The sequence below is a fragment of the Pararhizobium antarcticum genome (genome assembly GCF_001885585.1).
GTDB lineage: Bacteria > Pseudomonadota > Alphaproteobacteria > Rhizobiales > Rhizobiaceae > Pararhizobium > Pararhizobium antarcticum.
Genome location: NZ_LSRP01000081.1, coordinates 35,818 through 52,048, shown reverse-complemented (window position 1 = coordinate 52,048; position 16,231 = coordinate 35,818). Strand labels below are relative to the sequence as shown.

General features: G+C 59.4%; 14 protein-coding genes. All 14 read left to right on the top strand.

Translation table 11 applies throughout. The annotated features are described in order from the left end of the window. Positions 1 to 2: 2 nt before the first annotated feature. The 14 genes from AX760_RS10940 (at position 3) to AX760_RS10875 (ending at position 16,229) form a co-directional block, all read left to right on the top strand. Positions 3 to 761 carry an SDR family NAD(P)-dependent oxidoreductase gene (locus AX760_RS10940; protein ID WP_071832911.1) on the top strand — a complete coding sequence of 253 codons (759 nt, stop codon included), beginning with the start codon at positions 3 to 5 and terminating at the stop codon, positions 759 to 761. A gap of 82 nt (positions 762 to 843) precedes the next feature. Further along, positions 844 to 1,962, top strand: coding sequence for a glycerol dehydrogenase (locus AX760_RS10935; protein ID WP_071832910.1), 1,119 nt, complete (start codon positions 844 to 846; stop codon positions 1,960 to 1,962). Between the two features lie 38 nt (positions 1,963 to 2,000). Continuing rightward, on the top strand, positions 2,001 to 3,017 hold the full coding sequence (locus AX760_RS10930) for a galactitol-1-phosphate 5-dehydrogenase (RefSeq protein ID WP_071832909.1): 1,017 nt from the start codon (positions 2,001 to 2,003) through the stop codon (positions 3,015 to 3,017). A 21-nt stretch (positions 3,018 to 3,038) separates the two neighbouring features. After that, positions 3,039 to 4,550: an FGGY-family carbohydrate kinase gene (locus AX760_RS10925; protein WP_071832908.1), complete on the top strand. Its 1,512-nt coding sequence runs from the start codon at positions 3,039 to 3,041 to the stop codon at positions 4,548 to 4,550. Positions 4,551 to 4,556: 6 nt separating this feature from the next. Then, positions 4,557 to 5,540: a sugar-binding transcriptional regulator gene (locus tag AX760_RS10920; RefSeq protein ID WP_071832907.1), complete on the top strand. Its 984-nt coding sequence runs from the start codon at positions 4,557 to 4,559 to the stop codon at positions 5,538 to 5,540. Positions 5,541 to 5,779: 239 nt separating this feature from the next. Then, positions 5,780 to 6,508: a DeoR family transcriptional regulator gene (locus tag AX760_RS10915; RefSeq protein WP_071832906.1), complete on the top strand. Its 729-nt coding sequence runs from the start codon at positions 5,780 to 5,782 to the stop codon at positions 6,506 to 6,508. Between the two features lie 164 nt (positions 6,509 to 6,672). Continuing rightward, positions 6,673 to 7,662: a deoxyribose-phosphate aldolase gene (deoC, locus tag AX760_RS10910; protein WP_071832931.1), complete on the top strand. Its 990-nt coding sequence runs from the start codon at positions 6,673 to 6,675 to the stop codon at positions 7,660 to 7,662. Between the two features lie 5 nt (positions 7,663 to 7,667). Next, positions 7,668 to 10,067 carry an aldehyde dehydrogenase family protein gene (locus tag AX760_RS10905; protein ID WP_425348840.1) on the top strand — a complete coding sequence of 800 codons (2,400 nt, stop codon included), beginning with the start codon at positions 7,668 to 7,670 and terminating at the stop codon, positions 10,065 to 10,067. Between the two features lie 147 nt (positions 10,068 to 10,214). Further along, positions 10,215 to 10,670: an RbsD/FucU family protein gene (locus tag AX760_RS10900; protein ID WP_071832904.1), complete on the top strand. Its 456-nt coding sequence runs from the start codon at positions 10,215 to 10,217 to the stop codon at positions 10,668 to 10,670. Between the two features lie 16 nt (positions 10,671 to 10,686). After that, positions 10,687 to 11,619 (top strand): ribokinase, encoded by a 933-nt coding sequence (rbsK, locus tag AX760_RS10895; protein WP_071832903.1) that lies wholly within the window; start codon positions 10,687 to 10,689, stop codon positions 11,617 to 11,619. Next, complete coding sequence (locus AX760_RS10890) at positions 11,616 to 12,491, top strand: carbohydrate ABC transporter permease (protein ID WP_071832902.1); 876 nt, start codon at positions 11,616 to 11,618, stop codon at positions 12,489 to 12,491. The genes rbsK and AX760_RS10890 overlap by 4 nt, the downstream gene beginning before the upstream one ends. Next, a complete protein-coding gene (locus AX760_RS10885) occupies positions 12,488 to 13,516 on the top strand; it encodes a carbohydrate ABC transporter permease (RefSeq protein WP_071832901.1) in 1,029 nt (342 codons plus the stop codon). Before AX760_RS10890 ends, AX760_RS10885 begins: the two co-directional genes overlap by 4 nt. Positions 13,517 to 13,561: 45 nt before the next feature. Continuing rightward, positions 13,562 to 15,016 carry an extracellular solute-binding protein gene (locus tag AX760_RS10880; RefSeq protein WP_071832900.1) on the top strand — a complete coding sequence of 485 codons (1,455 nt, stop codon included), beginning with the start codon at positions 13,562 to 13,564 and terminating at the stop codon, positions 15,014 to 15,016. Positions 15,017 to 15,137: 121 nt separating this feature from the next. Continuing rightward, on the top strand, positions 15,138 to 16,229 hold the full coding sequence (locus AX760_RS10875; protein ID WP_071832899.1) for an ABC transporter ATP-binding protein: 1,092 nt from the start codon (positions 15,138 to 15,140) through the stop codon (positions 16,227 to 16,229). Positions 16,230 to 16,231: the final 2 nt, after the last annotated feature.

The window sequence follows — 16,231 nt, the reverse complement described above, 5'->3', positions numbered from 1 at the left end:
GCATGCAAGGCATACTGGATACGTTCCGCAAGGATCTTTACGCCGGCCAGACGGTGCTTGTGTCTGGTGCGACCAGCGGTATTGGGCTCGCGATTGCCCAGGGCTTTGCCGGCATGGGCGCTCAGGTGGTGGCAACCGGCACATCGCAGGGCAAAATTGACCGTGCCCGCAAGGACCCGGCTCTGTCGGGCATTCGTTTTGAAAAACTCGATGTCAGGGACCGTTCAGCAATCGACGCCTTCGTGCCGTCGCTTGGTTCACTATCGGTGCTGGTCAATGCTGCGGGTATCGTCAAGCCGGACGAGGAGTTCAACGAGGAGGCCTATCTGGAGGTGATCGATGTCAACATGAACAGCGCCATGCGGCTGGCGATGGCGTCGTATCCGCTTTTGAAGGCGTCCAAGGGTGCCATCATCAACACGGCATCCATGTTGTCCTACCTCGCCGATGACAGGGTGCCAGCCTATTGCGCTTCCAAGACCGGTATCGTCGGCCTGACGCGCGCTTTGGCGCACAAATTCGGACCGGACGGTATCCGGGTTAATGCCATCGCGCCCGGTTATCACAAGACATCGATGACCGAGGATATCTGGTCCGTGCCGGAACTGGCAGGCAAGATCGAACACAGGACGGCCCTCAAACGCTGGGGCTCGGTCGATGATCTCGTTGGAACATGCCTGTTCCTCGCATCCCCTGCAGCACTTTATGTCACCGGCACGACGCTGCCCGTGGACGGCGGCTACGTAAACGGTGGCTGGTAATTCTGCCTGGGTGCTGAGCTGGGCGGACTGTGCGGCGAAATCAACAGGTTGATGCAGCTTTGTGACTGGGAGGGAGATTCCGATGGCGGACGATAAGCGAAATTTGGGTGGCCGGTCCTATGGCGGGCCAAACAAATACATTCAGCGAGCCGGGGAAATTGCACGGCTTGGTGACCATGCGGCGCAGTTGGGCGCGCGTGCATTTCTGCTCGCCGATCCCTTTGTGCTTAACCAGTATGGCGAGGCCCTCAAAACCACGATGGAAGGCTCTGGCCTCACCTTTCAGATCGAAAGCTTCAACGGCGAATGTTCAAGGGGGGAAATCGACCGCGTCACTGGCCTGGTGAGGGCATCCGGTGCGCAGGTCGTTGTCGGCATCGGCGGCGGGAAAACGGCCGATACCGCCAAGATGGCCGCTATCGCCACCGGAGCCAGGATCGTCATTGTTCCAACCATTGCCTCCACGGATGCGCCGTGCAGCGCTGTCGCCGTTCGTTATACGGATGACGGGGTTTATCAGGAGGCACATTCGCTTGGGCGCAATCCTGATATGGTGATTGTCGACAGCGCGGTGATCGTTAATGCTCCGGTTCGTTTCCTTGTCTCTGGTATCGGCGATGCGCTTTCGACCTGGTTCGAAGCGCGCTCCAATCTCGATTCCAACTCGAACAATCTGGTCAAACCGAACATGCTGCCGCCGGCCGCCGGGATCGCCATTGCGCGGGCGTGCCACGACGTGCTGATGCGCGATGCGCTGGCCGCCAAGCTTGCCGCCGAAAAAGGCGCGCTGACCCCGGCCGTCGAGAATATCATTGAGGCCAACACCTTGCTGTCGGGCCTCGGCTTTGAGAATTGCGGCGTCTCAGCCGCCCACGGGATCCATGATGGCCTGACGGTGCTCGACGAAACGCATGCCTTCTTTCACGGTGAGAAGGTCGCGTTCGGGGTCTTGTGCCTTTTGATGCTTGAAGGTCGGCCTCTCGCCGAAATCAGTGAAATGGCCATGTTCTGCCGCAGTCTGGGACTGCCGACGCGGCTTGCCGATCTCAATCTGGCTTCCGCAAGCAAGGCCGATATCGAGCGTGTGGCTGAAGCAGCTCTTTTGCCCGGAGCGCCGACATGGAAAGTCGCCGTTCCGCTCTCTGTCGCCATTGTTCGCGACGCGATCATCGCCACCGATGCCTTTACCCAGCAGCTTTGAACGGCTGCATTTTTTCATTTGAAGACAGGAACAGCCAAATGCGCGCAGCCGTCATGCACTCTCCCGGTGATATTCGCCTTCAGGATATCCCCAAGCCAGAGCTGAAACCGGGCCATGTCATGTTGAAGGTCGCCGCCGTTGGCGTCTGCGGTTCCGATATTCCGCGGATGCTGATCAAAGGCGCTCATACGATGCCGATTGTCTGTGGCCACGAATTCTCCGGGCATATCACGGAGATCGGCGAAGGCGTGGAGGGCTTCTCGATCGGGGAACTGATGGGCGTTCCACCCATGCTGCCCTGCCATGCCTGCGATCAATGCCTGACGGGCAACTTCTCCCGATGCCGCGACTATGATTATTTCGGTTCGCGCCGGGATGGCGCCTACACCGAGTTCGTCGCCGTCCCGGTGGGCAATTTGCTGCGCGCGCCCGAGGGCATGGACCCCAGAGCCACGGCAATGATCGATCCGGCATCCATTGCGCTCCATGCGATCTGGAAAGCTCCGCCCACTGCCGGCCAGCGTGGCGCTGTGATCGGTTGCGGCCCGATCGGTCTGTTTGCAATCCAATGGATGAAGCTCATGGGTTGCTCGGAGGTGGTTGCCATCGATGTCTCCAGCGAAAAACTCGCTCAAGCACGTGAAGCCGGCGCCGACCATGTCTTTCTCGTGACTGATGCCATCCCCGCCGACCTGAAATGTGACCTCATTGTCGAGGCAGCAGGCCACAACTCCTCTATCAATGCCGCAGCAAAGCTTGCGGCACCGGGTGGGCATGTGGTGTTTATCGGCATACCAGTTGGCGATGTAACGCTGGAAAACAAGACTTTTCAGCACTTCCTGCGTCAGGAAGTTTCCCTGCACGGAGCCTGGAACTCTTTTGGTGCGCCCTATCCCGGCAAGCAATGGACAGTCACGCTTGACATGCTTGCCAGTGGCAGGCTGAGGTGGGAATTCATGATCACGCATGAACTTCCCCTGGAGGAATTGCCCGCAATGTTCGACAAGATCAAGAACAAGACCGAATTCTTCTCGAAAATCATGTTCCGTCCTTAACCGAAGCATCGGAGCATATGCATGACCTTTCTCCTCGGTCTTGATTTTGGCACTGGCGGCGTTCGGGTCGGCGTGTTCGACCTCGAAAACCGTCGGATGCTGGGGGAGAACGAGGAGGCTTATGAAACGGTCTATCCGCGTCCCGGCTGGGCGGAGCAGTCACCGCTTGACTGGTGGAATGCGCTCGGTCGTGCCTGCCGGGCGTTGATGCAAACGCTGGATAGACCCGAAATCGCAGGCATCTGCGTGGCGACCACCGCCTCTACAGTTGTTGCCTGCAAGCGCGACGGGACTCCGCTGCGTCCGGCGCTTTTGTGGATGGACTGCCGTGCTGCTGGGGAAGCTGAGCGCAGCAGCACGTCGAACAACCCTGTCATGGACTATGTCGGTGGCGCCAACGCGTCGGAGTGGCTGATCTCCAAGGCGATGTGGCTCGCTGTCCATGAGCGGCAAGTCTACGACGATGCCGACATCGTCTGCGAATGTCTTGACTACATCAACTACAACTTGACTGGCCGCTGGGTCGGCTCGCGCATGAATGCCACCTGCAAATGGAATTACGATTCCGTACAGCAGCGCTTTCCGGCGGAGCTTTACGCAGAGTTGGGCGTCGAGGGCCTTGAAGACAAGCTTCCACCGGAGATTTTTGCCGTTGGAGCCCCGATCGAACGGATCAGCGAAAACGCTCAAACGCATCTCGGTCTGTCCGGTCGGCCGGTTCTTTCGCAAGGCGGAATCGACGCGCATATCGGCATGCTCGGTGCAGGCACGATAAAACCGGGCGAGATGCTGATGATCGGCGGCACCTCTGTCGTCCAGTTGTTCCAACTCAAGGAACAGCGACCGATGCAGGGTTTCTGGGGCCCTTATCCACACGCTTTGATTGACGATCACTGGCTTGTGGAGGCTGGCCAGGTGTCTGCCGGTTCGGTCCTCACATGGTTTGAAAAGAATCTGTTCGAGCTGGATGCAGATGGTCGCCAGGCGTTGCGGGATAAGGCGGCAGCGATACCAGTTGGCGGCACCGGTCTTCTGACGCTCGACTATTTCATGGGCAATCGCACACCGTATCGCGAGCCACTGCTTCGGGGTGCTATTATAGGCCTGTCATTGGGGCATGATCGTGCCAGCATGTACCGATCGGCGATCGAAGGTGTGGCGCTGGCTTCGGCCAATGTGCTGAAGCGTGTGCATGAGCTTAACGTACCGGTCGAGCGCATTGTCTCGTCTGGCGGTTATGCCAAGAATAGGCTGTGGCTGCAGGCGACGGTGGATGCGATCGGTATGCCGGTGGAGCTTCCAAAGGAGGCAAATCTGACCATAATCGGTGCCGCGGCGGCCGCAGCCGCAGGTTCCGGTCTTGTTGCCGATCTGTTTGCCGCGGCTGAGGCAGTGCGGCAGGACACTGTTGTGATCGAACCCGATATGGCGGCCCACGCAATCTATCAACAGCTGCTTGGTGAATATATAGAGGCGACGGAACTGTTGATGCCGCAATCCCGGCGCTTGGCAACGGGCCAGTTGAAGGGATAGTTGGTTATGAAACCCGACCGTCTGGACCGTGATATTCAGTTCCGCTCGCTGACCCCCGAGCAGCGCGAACAGTTGATGATCCAAGTTGCCAAGCGCTACTATCATCTTGACATGACCATGAGTGACTTGTCGATGGAGCTCGGGCTGACGCGCTGGCAGGCAAGGCGCCTACTGACGGAGGCCAAGGAGACGGGGCTCGTCCGCGTCGAGATCGTGCCGCATACGCCGCGCCTGCCGGGTCTGGAAAGCAAGTTCGAAGCTGCTTTCGGCATAAAGGAAGCCGTGATCGTGCCAAGCACCGGCGATCAGGATTCGGCATTCGTTCTCGATAGTGTCGCGCGGGCGGCGGGGCAGTATCTTTCCGGACTTGGGAAAATCCCGGCGATCGGGATTTCCTGGGGGCGGACGATGACGGCAGTCGCGCGCCGTCTGCCGCCCTATTGGAATGAGGGCGTCGAAGTGGTCCTGCTCAACGGATCCATGAATGTCCGTTATTCCGGGCCTCAGACAAACAATGTCGCTGAATTGTTCGCCAGCGCAGGAAAAGGCATCGCAACGCTGCTGCCTGTACCGGCCGTCTTCGGAAATGCCTCAACCAAGGAAGCGCTGGAACAGGACCCGACCATTGCGGCCGTACTGGATTTCGCAGCGCGCGTGCCGGTGATCTGCTTCGGCATCGGCGCAATGGTCCAAGATTCCGTTTTGATCCAGTCAGGCTATGTGTCGCTGCAACAGCATGAGAATCTGAAGCAGAAAGGTGCAGTGGGGGATATTTTGAGCCGGTACATCGATGCCGAGGGGCACATCGTCGATCCGGAACTCAATGCGCGCACAATCGGCATCAGTCTGGAATCCTGCCGCGATCGGGCGCTTTCCATAGGCGTTGCCGCCGGCCTCGAAAAGCGCGATGCAATCTTGTCGTGCCTCCGCGCCAATTATGTCAATGTCGTCATTACCGACGAAGCAACCGCACTGGCGGTCATGGGCTGAGCGATTGTTTCTGAGTGTGGGCTTCGAAAATCGAAATAGATTCGCCAGTGAGAATGCGTGCTTCAACGGCAGCGCTTCGCACGCCGTGCCTCCTCGAGTGGTCATTCATTTCATTGATTTCAACAAACGGCATGCGCGCCGGAAGTCATCCGGCTTTAACTTGTGAGCCGACTGGCTCGCTGCCTTGTTAAAATTCGAACATAACTCTATCAAAGAGATTGGTAAGGGAGATGTGTGCCATGAACAGTCGAAAGGGTCAGCGCATTGCCATGCTATCTGAGGCACTTTCGCAACATCGTTCTCTCCATATAAGGCAGGCTGCTGCGATTCTGGGCGTCTCCGAGATGACCGTTCGGCGCGACGTGAGTGCTTGTCCAGAACAGTTTTCATTTTTGGGCGGTCATATCTTGCCGTTTATTGCTGCCGATGCCGAAAGCCCATATGAGATATCCAAAGCAGCGGATAGCCACGCGTCGGCAAAACGTGAGGTTTGTGCTCAAGCACTTAAATACATTCGCCCTGATCAAACCATATTTTTCGATTGTGGGACAACGTTGCCCTATTTGATCGATCTTCTTCCAGACGATATTCTCATGACAGCGGTATGCTATTCTTTAAACGTTGCCGAACGGCTGGCTCGCAAGCCCAATGTCCGCCTCGTCATGCTGGGCGGTCTCTATCATCCGGCTTCGGCCTCGTTTTCTGGTTCTTCCGGCCTCGAAACGCTCGATGCGCTTGTGATAGACGTTGCATTCCTGTCAGCGGCCGGCGTCGATGGCCGGCGCGGGGCGACATGCGCGCATTTTCACGAGGCAGATATCAAGCGCAAGGCCATGTCGCAGGCGCAAACGAGCGTGCTTCTGATCGACAAAAGCAAGATCGGCAAACTCAAGCCGGCATTCTTCAGCGATATGCAATCATTCGACGCAGTGCTGACCGAGGATGGACTGACAGACCTCTCCGCCTGAGTGAAATTTTTCATCTTCCCTTTACAAACGACCTTGACGGCCTGCTTTTGTGATGAAACTATCAAAATCAATGATAGCATAATAACAAACTATGTATCGCATGCTCATGGGTATGCGGCGCGGGAGGAAATCAAGTGGAAGCAGACGTTGCCCATCGCCGCGATATGGCTGACCACGCCGGTGGCATCAAATTGTCGAACCACGCCTCGCTGCGCAATCCGGGTATGTCCCTCGATCTTTCCTGGGTTATGGACGTGCGCGTCAACCTTTCCGCCACGGAACGCCGGGTCGCAACATTGCCGGGGCGCCGCACGGTGAAGAAGGACGCACAGGCTGCCTGGCTTCTCAAGGCCGTGACCTGCATCGACCTGACCACGCTCAACAGCGACGATACCCCGGAGCGCGTCAAGCGGCTCTGCGCCAAGGCGATGAACCCGGTGCGCCCGGACATCCTCGATGCGCTGGGCATGGGATCGCGCGCCATCGCCACGGGTGCGATCTGTGTCTACCACCGCTATGTTGGAACCGCAGTCGAGGCGTTGGGCGATTCCGGCATTCCGGTTGCTGCCGTTTCGACGGGCTTTCCCGCAGGCCTCAGCCCACATCATTTGAAGGTCAAGGAAATCGAAGCCTCGGTTGCCGACGGGGCCAAGGAAATCGATATCGTCATCACCCGCGAACATGTCCTGACCGGAAACTGGTCGGCACTCTACGACGAGATGACTGAATACCGCGCCGCTTGCGGCGATGCGCATGTGAAAGCCATTCTTGGTACGGGCGACTTGAAGACCCTGCGCAATGTCGCAAAGGCCTCGCTGGTCTGCATGATGGCTGGCGCCGATTTCATCAAGACATCGACTGGCAAGGAAGGCGTCAATGCGACGCTCGCGGTAACGCTGACCATGCTGCGGGCGATCCGCGCCTATGAGGAGCGCACCGGCATCAAGATCGGCTACAAGCCGGCCGGCGGTATTTCGGCCGCCAAGGATGTTCTCAACTACCAGTTCCTCATGAAGGAAGAGCTCGGCCGCGCCTGGCTGGAACCCGATCTCTTCCGTATCGGCGCGTCGAGCCTGCTGGCCGATATCGAGCGACAGCTCGAGCATCATGTCACCGGCGCCTATTCAGCCCTCAACAGACACCCGATCGGATGATGACGATGACCGCCGCGATCTCTGATGTAGCAAAGTATTTCGACGACATGTCCTACGGCCCCGCCCCAGAAGCCGATAACGAAGCCCGCGCCTGGCTCGCCCGCCACGCCTCCGGCTTCGGCCACTTCATCAATGGTGCCTTTGTGCCGTCGGCGTCGGGCAAAAGCTTCGACACGTTCGAGCCGGCAACCGGCAAGCTGCTGGCGCGCCTGAGCCTTGGCGACAAGACGGATATCGACAGCGCCGTTTCAAGCGCTCGCAAGGCACAAGTGCAATGGGCGAAGCTGCCGGGTCATGCTCGCGCGCGCCATCTCTATGGGCTCGCCCGGATGATCCAGCGTCACGCGCGCCTGATCGCGGTGGTCGAGGCGATCGACAATGGCAAGCCGATCCGCGAGACCCGCGATATCGACGTGCCGCTTGCCGCCCGCCATTTCTATCATCATGCCGGCTGGGCGCAGATCCAGGACACGGAGTTTGCCGATCACGTGCCGGTCGGCGTCGTCGGCCAGATCATTCCCTGGAATTTTCCTTTCCTGATGCTGTCCTGGAAGCTTGCGCCGGCACTGGCGCTCGGCAACGCCGTTGTCCTGAAGCCTGCCGAATTCACGTCTCTGACGGCGCTGCTTTTTGCCGAGCTGGCCTCCGCCGCCGGCCTGCCCGCCGGGCTGATCAACATCGTCACCGGAGAGGGCGAAACGGGTGCGCTTCTGGTCGATCATCCCGATGTCGACAAAATCGCCTTCACCGGCTCGACCGATGTCGGCCGGATCATTCGCGAACGCACGGCTGGCAGCGGCAAGTCGCTGACGCTTGAACTCGGCGGCAAGTCGCCCTTCATCGTCTTCGACGATGCCGATCTTGATGGCGCGGTCGAGGGCGTCGTCGATGCGATCTGGTTCAATCAGGGTCAGGTCTGCTGTGCAGGCTCGCGCATTCTCGTTCAGGAAGGTGTTTCGGCGCTGTTCCACGAGCGCCTGAAGCGGCGCATGCAGACGCTGCGTGTGGGTCAGCCCCTCGACAAGTGCATCGACATGGGCGCGATCGTCGCCCCGGTGCAGTTGAGCCGCATCGAAAGCCTCGTGAAAAAGGGCGTGGCCGAAGGCGCCACGCTGCACCAGGCGCAGATCGACATGCCCAAGGGCGGAAGCTTCTATCCGCCGACGTTGCTCAGCGGCGTCCAGCCGACGTCGACGGTGGCGACGGAGGAGATCTTCGGGCCGGTCGCCGTTTCCATGACCTTCCGGACGCCGGAAGAGGCGATCCAGCTTGCCAATCACAGCCGCTACGGCCTTGCCGCGAGTGTCTGGAGCGAGACGATCGGGCTTGCGCTCAATGTCGCGGCAAAACTGGCTGCCGGCGTCGTCTGGGTCAACGCCACCAACCTGTTCGACGCAGCCGTCGGTTTTGGCGGAAAACGCGAATCCGGATTTGGTCGCGAGGGTGGCCGTGAAGGCTGCTACGAATATCTAAAGCCGAAGGCCTGGCTCGGTCGCAAAACCCGCGCAACCGCGCTTGTCGCACCGCTCAAGACCACGACCGGCGACTTCTCGCTCCCCACGATCGACCGGACGGCAAAACTGTTCATCGGCGGCAAGCAGGCCCGACCGGACGGCAATTATTCCCGCCCTGTCGTCTCGCCAAAAGGCAAACTGGTCGGCGAGGTCGGAGAAGGCAGCCGCAAGGACATCCGCAATGCTGTCGTAGCGGCCCATGCCGCTTCCGGCTGGGCCGGCGCCACGGCGCATAATCGCGCACAGATCCTCTATTACATTGCCGAAAACCTCAGCGGCCGTGCCGATGCTTTTGCCGAACGCCTCGTCGCGATGACGGGTGCATCTGCATCCGTTGCAAAGGCCGAAGTCGAAGCCTCGATCGCCCGGCTGTTTACCTATGGCGCCTGGGCCGACAAGTATGAGGGCGTGGTGCATCAGCCGCCCTTGCGTGGCGTGGCGCTTGCCATGCCGGAAGCACTCGGCGTGGTCGGCGTCATCTGCCCGCCGGAAGCACCGCTGCTTGGCCTCATCAGCCTCGTCGCACCGCTGATCGCTGTCGGCAACCGCGTGGTCGTCGTGCCCAGCGAACCGCATCCGCTGGCCGCCACCGATTTCTACGCCATTCTCGAAACATCCGATGTGCCGGCTGGCGTCGTCAACATTGTCACCGGTTCTGCAGATGAACTGGCAAAGACGCTTGCCACGCACAATGATGTCGATGCGCTCTGGGCGTTTGGTACCGCGGAACTCTCGACCATGGTGGAGAGACTGTCTGCCGGCAACCTGAAGCGAACCTTCGTCGATCAGGGCAAGGCCACAGACTGGATGGACCGGACGGCAGCGGAAGGCACGCTCTATCTGCGCCGGGCCACGGACATCAAGAACATCTGGATTCCCTACGGCGAATAGGGGAACCAGCCGCGGCGCTGGGAGGAGCGCCGACGCGGTTCGGTTTTGGACGAAACATGAAAGGGATCGTATGGCCTGACCGGCGCGCGATCCCAGAAGTCTCAGGCGGCTATCGTTTCGAGACAGAGATAATGAGGGAGGAATTTCATGCTGAAGAACATAGACCCGGCGTTGAACGCCGATGTACTGCACGCGTTGCGCTCCATGGGCCACGGCGATACGCTCGTCGTGTCGGATACGAATTTTCCCTCGGATTCGATCGCCCGCCAGACGGTGCTCGGCAAGTTGCTGCGCATCGACAATGTATCGACGGCCCGCGCCATCAAGGCGATTCTCTCGGTGATGCCGCTGGACACGCCGCTACAGCCCTCTGCCGGCCGCATGGAAATTATGGGCGCACCGACTGAAATTCCGGCTGTCCAGGGCGAGGTCCAGGCGGAAATCGATGCGGCGGAAGGCAAGTCGGCGCCCATGTACGGCATCGAGCGGTTCAAGTTCTACGAGGAAGCCAAGAAGGCCTATTGCGTCATCACAACAGGCGAAAACCGGTTCTATGGCTGCTTCCTGTTGACCAAGGGCGTCATTCCGCCTGAAGCCGTTTGAGAGCGGGGAGAGTGTCATGAAAGCGGGCGTTTCGATCCTCGGGATCTTCGTGGCCGACACGGCCTATCTGGCCAGGCGCATGCCTGATGTCGGCGAAACCATCACCGGCACAGGCTTCTCGGTCGGCCCTGGCGGCAAGGGATCGAACCAGGCCGTGGCGGCAGCACGCGCCGGGGCGGACGTGTCGTTCATTTCCAAGATCGGCCGCGATACGTTCGGCGACATGGCGCTGAAGACCTATGCCGATGCAGGCGTCCGCCCGAAGGTCGTGCAGATGGACGACATGCCCACCGGTGCAGCCTTCATTTACGTCAACGACCAGAATGGCGACAACGCCATCATCGTCTATCCCGGCGCTGCCGGCACGATCGATGTTGCCGATGTCGAGGCGGCGCGCGAGACGATAGAGCAATCGTCAGTCTTCGTGACACAGCTCGAACAGCCGGCAGAGGCGGCCCAGCGCGCGCTTGAAATCGCCCGCGCGGCCGGCGTCACCACCGTCTTCAATCCGGCCCCGGCGGAAAGCTTTCCGGAGGCGATCTATCCGCTCTGCGACTATATCGTGCCGAACGAAACGGAAGCCGCCGCCCTCGTCGGCTTTGCGCTTGACACGCTGGACGATGCGCGCCGTGCGGGCGATGTGCTTCTTTCCAAAGGGGTGAAGACCGCGCTGATCACGCTTGGCGGGCGCGGCGTTCTCTATCACACCGGGGATCAATCCGTTCACGTGCCGGCGATCGCATCCGGCACGGTGATCGATACGACAGGCGCTGGGGACGCCTTTGTCGGTGGATTTACCGCGGCTCTTTCCCGGGGTTTCGATCCCGTGGCGGCTGTGCGTTTCGGCTGCGCCACCGCCGGCATCGCGGTCACGCGGCGCGGGACAGCGCCGGCCATGCCGCGCCTTGAAGAGGTCGAAGCGCTTCTTCGGCAGGGAGTTGAAGAATGACCCGCCAGGATCCCATCAAGCACTTCTTCATCTGGCCGGCAGTTCTGATCGTGTTGGTGATTTCCATCTTTCCGCTGATCTATTCATTGACCACCAGCTTCATGAGCCTTCGGCTCGTGCCGCCGATCCCCGCACGCTTCGTCGGCTTCGGGAACTATACCGAACTGTTGCAGAACCCACGCTTCTGGCGCGTCACCTGGACGACGACGATCATCGCCGTGACGTCGGTGATGCTGCAATATATCATCGGCTTTGCCGTTGCACTGGCTCTCAACCGGCGCGTTCCCGGCGAAGGCTTGTTCCGGGTCAGCTTTCTCCTTCCGATGCTGGTTGCGCCTGTTGCTGTTGCGTTGATTGCCCGGCAATTGCTCAACCCGACGATGGGCCCCCTCAACGAAGTGATGACCTTTTTCGGCTTCCCCAACCTGCCATTCCTGACCCAGACCTATTGGGCGATTGGCGCCATCACCGCGGTGGAGGTCTGGCAGTGGACACCCTTTGTCATCCTCATGCTGTTGGCCGGACTGCAGACATTGCCGGACGACGTTTATGAAGCCGCGGCATTGGAGAATGCCAGCCCGTGGCAGCAGTTCATCGGCATCACCTTCCCGATGATGATGCCGATCTCTGCCGCGGTCGTCTTCATTCGCCTGATCGAGAGCTACAAGATCATCGATACCGTCTTCGTCATGACAGGAGGGGGCCCGGGAATCTCGACCGAAACGCTGACGCTGTTTGCCTATCAGGAAGGTTTCAAAAAATTCAACCTCGGCTACACGTCGGCGCTCTCCTTCCTTTTCCTGATCGTGATCACCGTCATCGGCCTCATCTACTTGGCCGTTCTCAAGCCCTATCTGGAGAAGCACAGATGAGCATCCGCGATCTCAAAGGCCCCAGCCGCTGGTGGGCGCTCGCCGGCTGCCTGATCTGGCTGGCTTTTACACTCTTCCCACTCTATTGGGCCGTGATCACGTCCTTCAAGTCGCCACTCGGCGTCGTCGGCGGTCCAACATATATTCCCTTCGTGGACTTCGAGCCTTCGCTGACAGCATGGAGCGAGTTGCTGTCCGGCGCGCGCGGACAGTTCTATGCAACCTTTATCGCGTCGAGCATCATCGGAATTTCCGCATCGTTGCTGGCAACCTTCATCGGCGCGATGGCGGCCTATGCGCTTGTGCGCTTTACCTTCGAGGTCAGGCTGCTGTCGGCCGTCATCTTCGTCTTCGTCGCATTCGGTGGCTTCCTCATCGGCCGCCATGCGTTGGGCCTCGGACAGGCAATCTCGCTGATCTACGCCTTTGTCGCCGCACTCGTCCTTGCGATCGGATCCAGTCGGATCAGGCTACCCGGACCGGTACTCGGCAATGACGACATTGTCTTCTGGTTCGTCAGTCAGCGCATGTTTCCGCCGATTGTCACGGCCTTTGCGCTGTACCTGATGTACACGGAAATGGGCAAGATGGGCTTCAAGCTCGTCGACACCTATACCGGTCTCACCTTCGCCTATGTCGCCTTTTCGCTTCCCATCGTCATCTGGCTCATGCGCGATTTCTTCGCGGCGCTGCCGGTTGAGGTTGAGGAAGCGGCCATGGTCGACAATGTCCCGACATGGCGAATCTTCTTCGGTATTGTACTGCCAATGTCAAAACCAGGCCTGATCGCGACGTTCATGATCACCCTGGCCTTCGTCTGGAACGAGTTCCTGTTTGCGCTCTTCCTGACAAATTCCAAATGGCAGACCCTTCCCATTCTCGTTGCCGGCCAGAATAGCCAGCGCGGCGATGAATGGTGGGCGATATCGGCAGCCGCCCTGGTCGCGATCATACCCATGGTCGTCATGGCGGGAATATTAAGCAGGCTGATGCGGTCCGGCCTGCTTTTGGGAGCGATTAAGTGACCGATTTACGCGTTTGAACCACTGTTTTAATTCTGGGAGGAAACTATGAAGAGACTTTTGCTTAGTTCAACTGCCGGCGCACTGCTGGCCCTGACCGCGAACACGGCAGCACTGGCCTGCGAGCCAGACTATACCGGCGTGACGATCAATGCCACGACACAGACCGGTCCCTACATCGCTTCGGCGCTGCAACTGGCCGCAAAGGGCTGGGAGGAAAAAACCTGCGGCAAGGTCAATGTCGTCGAGTTTCCATGGTCGGAACTCTACCCCAAGATCGTGACGTCCCTGACTTCAGGCGAAGATACGTTCGACATGATCGCCTTCGCCCCGGCCTGGGCACCGGACTTCACCGACTTCCTCTCCGAAATGCCAGCTGCGATGCAGACAGGCGCTGACTGGGAGGACATTGCCCCGGTCTATCGCGAAAAGCTGATGGTCTGGAACGGCAAGGTTCTGTCGCAGACCATGGATGGCGACGCTCACACCTATACCTACCGTATCGACCTGTTCGAAAACGCCGAAAACCAGAGCGCTTTCAAAGCCAAGTATGGCTACGATCTGGCCCCGGCAAAGACATGGAAGCAATATCTCGACATCGCCGAATTCTTCCAGCAGCCGGACAATGGTCTTTGGGGTACGGCTGAGGCTTTCCGTCGTGGCGGTCAGCAATTCTGGTTCCTGTTCAGCCATGTTGCCGGCTACACCAGCCATCCCGACAATCCTGGCGGCATGTTCTTCGATCCGGACACGATGGATGCGCAGGTCAACAACCCGGGCTGGGTTCGCGGACTTGAGGAATATATCCGCGCCTCCAAGCTTGCTCCACCAAATGCGCTGAATTTCTCCTTCGGTGAAGTGAACGCCGCCTTTGCCGGCGGACAGGTTGCGGAATCCATCGGCTGGGGCGACACCGGCGTCATCGGCGCCGATCCGAAGCAGTCCAAGGTCGCCGGCAATGTCGGCTCTGCATCCTTGCCTGGCTCGGACGAGATCTGGAACTACAAGACCAAGACCTGGGACAAGCAGCCTGAAGTCGTCCAGACCTCCTTCATGGCCTTCGGTGGCTGGCAGGCCGCCGTTCCCGCATCGTCCAAGAACCAGGAAGCGGCGTGGAACTATATCCAGTATCTTACCAGCCCGGCGGTATCCGGCCAGGCTGCGGTTACAGGCGGTACCGGCGTCAACCCCTACCGTATCTCGCACACCACCAACATGGAGCTCTGGTCGAAGAGCTTCTCCGAACGCGAAGCCAAGGAATATCTCGGCGCGCAGCAGGCGGCTGTGACAGCCAAGAACACCGCTCTCGACATGCGCCTGCCCGGTTACTTCTCTTACACGGAAATTCTCGAGATCGAGCTTTCCAAGGCGCTCGCCGGAGACGTGACGCCACAGCAGGCGCTCGATACGGTGGCTGAAGGCTGGAACAAGCTGACTGATGAATTCGGTCGGGACAAGCAGCTGGCCGCGTACCGCGCTTCGATGGGCCTGCCGGCGAAGTAAGACTTCTCAACAGCAATTCCCGCCCCGACACGATCGGGGCGGGTCTGGTTTAACTCGGACACAAGAATGAACCATTGCCGCTTACAGCCGGGCTATGGCGTTCTCATGAAAAAGGCACAGCATGTCCCAGGTTCGCTTAGAACAGGTCACCAAGTCCTATGGAAGCGTTGCGGTCATTCCGCCGCTCGATCTCGTGATCGCCGACAAGGAATTTGTGGTTCTCGTCGGCCCCTCGGGTTGCGGCAAGACAACCACGCTGCGCATGATCGCCGGTCTCGAACAGGCATCGTCCGGGGCAGTTCACATCGGCGACCGTGACGTTACCGGTCTGCGTCCCGGCCTTCGCAATTGCTCCATGGTCTTCCAGAATTATGCCCTCTATCCGCACATGACCGTTGCCGAGAACATCGGCTACGGCATGAAGGTGCGCGGAACGTCCAAGGACGAGATCGCCAAGGCCGTGGCCAATGCCGCCCGCATTCTCAATCTCAATGCCTATCTCGAGCGCAAGCCGAGCGCCCTGTCCGGCGGACAGCGCCAGCGTGTCGCGATCGGCCGCGCCATCGTTCGCCAGCCGGATGTCTTTCTGTTCGATGAACCGCTGTCCAACCTCGATGCCAAACTACGCATCGAAATGCGCACCGAGATCAAGCTGCTGCATCGGCGCCTGCAAACCACGATTGTCTACGTCACGCATGATCAAGTCGAAGCAATGACCATGGCCGACCGTGTCGTGGTGATGAACCAGGGTCGGATCGAGCAGGCTGCTGACCCGATCACGCTTTACGAATCGCCGAAGAATCTTTTCGTTGCCGCATTCATCGGTGCGCCTAGCATGAATTTCATTGAAGGTCGGCTCGACAGCAGTGATGGCAACCTTTGCTTCCGTGCGGAAGGCGATGTCGCGATCCCTGTGTCGGCTCGGCTCGCTGAACGCCTCACAACCGCAATCGGAAAGGCCGTCGTTCTTGGTATCCGGCCGGAACATACCATGATTGCCGATACCGCCTTGCCGCACCTCAAGGTGCACGTGGCTGATATCGAGCCTCTTGGTCCACATACGCTTGCTATCGGGAAGGTTGGCCAAAGCCCCTTTACCGCCCAGATCCACGCGTCCTCCCGGGTCAGGCCGGACGACGCGATCGATGTTTCCATCGATCCGGAAAAGATGCACTTCTTTTTAAAGAGCACCGGTGAGGCGATTGGAAGATGAAT

Coding starts and splice junctions, on each gene's coding strand:
- AX760_RS10935 (WP_071832910.1), top strand. CDS start 844: ATGGCGGACGATAAGCGAAATTTGGGTGGCCGGTCCTATGGCGGGCCA.
- AX760_RS10900 (WP_071832904.1), top strand. CDS start 10,215: ATGCTGAAGAACATAGACCCGGCGTTGAACGCCGATGTACTGCACGCG.
- rbsK (WP_071832903.1), top strand. CDS start 10,687: ATGAAAGCGGGCGTTTCGATCCTCGGGATCTTCGTGGCCGACACGGCC.
- AX760_RS10930 (WP_071832909.1), top strand. CDS start 2,001: ATGCGCGCAGCCGTCATGCACTCTCCCGGTGATATTCGCCTTCAGGAT.
- AX760_RS10925 (WP_071832908.1), top strand. CDS start 3,039: ATGACCTTTCTCCTCGGTCTTGATTTTGGCACTGGCGGCGTTCGGGTC.
- AX760_RS10920 (WP_071832907.1), top strand. CDS start 4,557: ATGAAACCCGACCGTCTGGACCGTGATATTCAGTTCCGCTCGCTGACC.
- AX760_RS10875 (WP_071832899.1), top strand. CDS start 15,138: ATGTCCCAGGTTCGCTTAGAACAGGTCACCAAGTCCTATGGAAGCGTT.
- AX760_RS10880 (WP_071832900.1), top strand. CDS start 13,562: ATGAAGAGACTTTTGCTTAGTTCAACTGCCGGCGCACTGCTGGCCCTG.
- AX760_RS10905 (WP_425348840.1), top strand. CDS start 7,668: ATGACCGCCGCGATCTCTGATGTAGCAAAGTATTTCGACGACATGTCC.
- AX760_RS10940 (WP_071832911.1), top strand. CDS start 3: ATGCAAGGCATACTGGATACGTTCCGCAAGGATCTTTACGCCGGCCAG.
- deoC (WP_071832931.1), top strand. CDS start 6,673: ATGGCTGACCACGCCGGTGGCATCAAATTGTCGAACCACGCCTCGCTG.
- AX760_RS10885 (WP_071832901.1), top strand. CDS start 12,488: ATGAGCATCCGCGATCTCAAAGGCCCCAGCCGCTGGTGGGCGCTCGCC.
- AX760_RS10890 (WP_071832902.1), top strand. CDS start 11,616: ATGACCCGCCAGGATCCCATCAAGCACTTCTTCATCTGGCCGGCAGTT.
- AX760_RS10915 (WP_071832906.1), top strand. CDS start 5,780: ATGAACAGTCGAAAGGGTCAGCGCATTGCCATGCTATCTGAGGCACTT.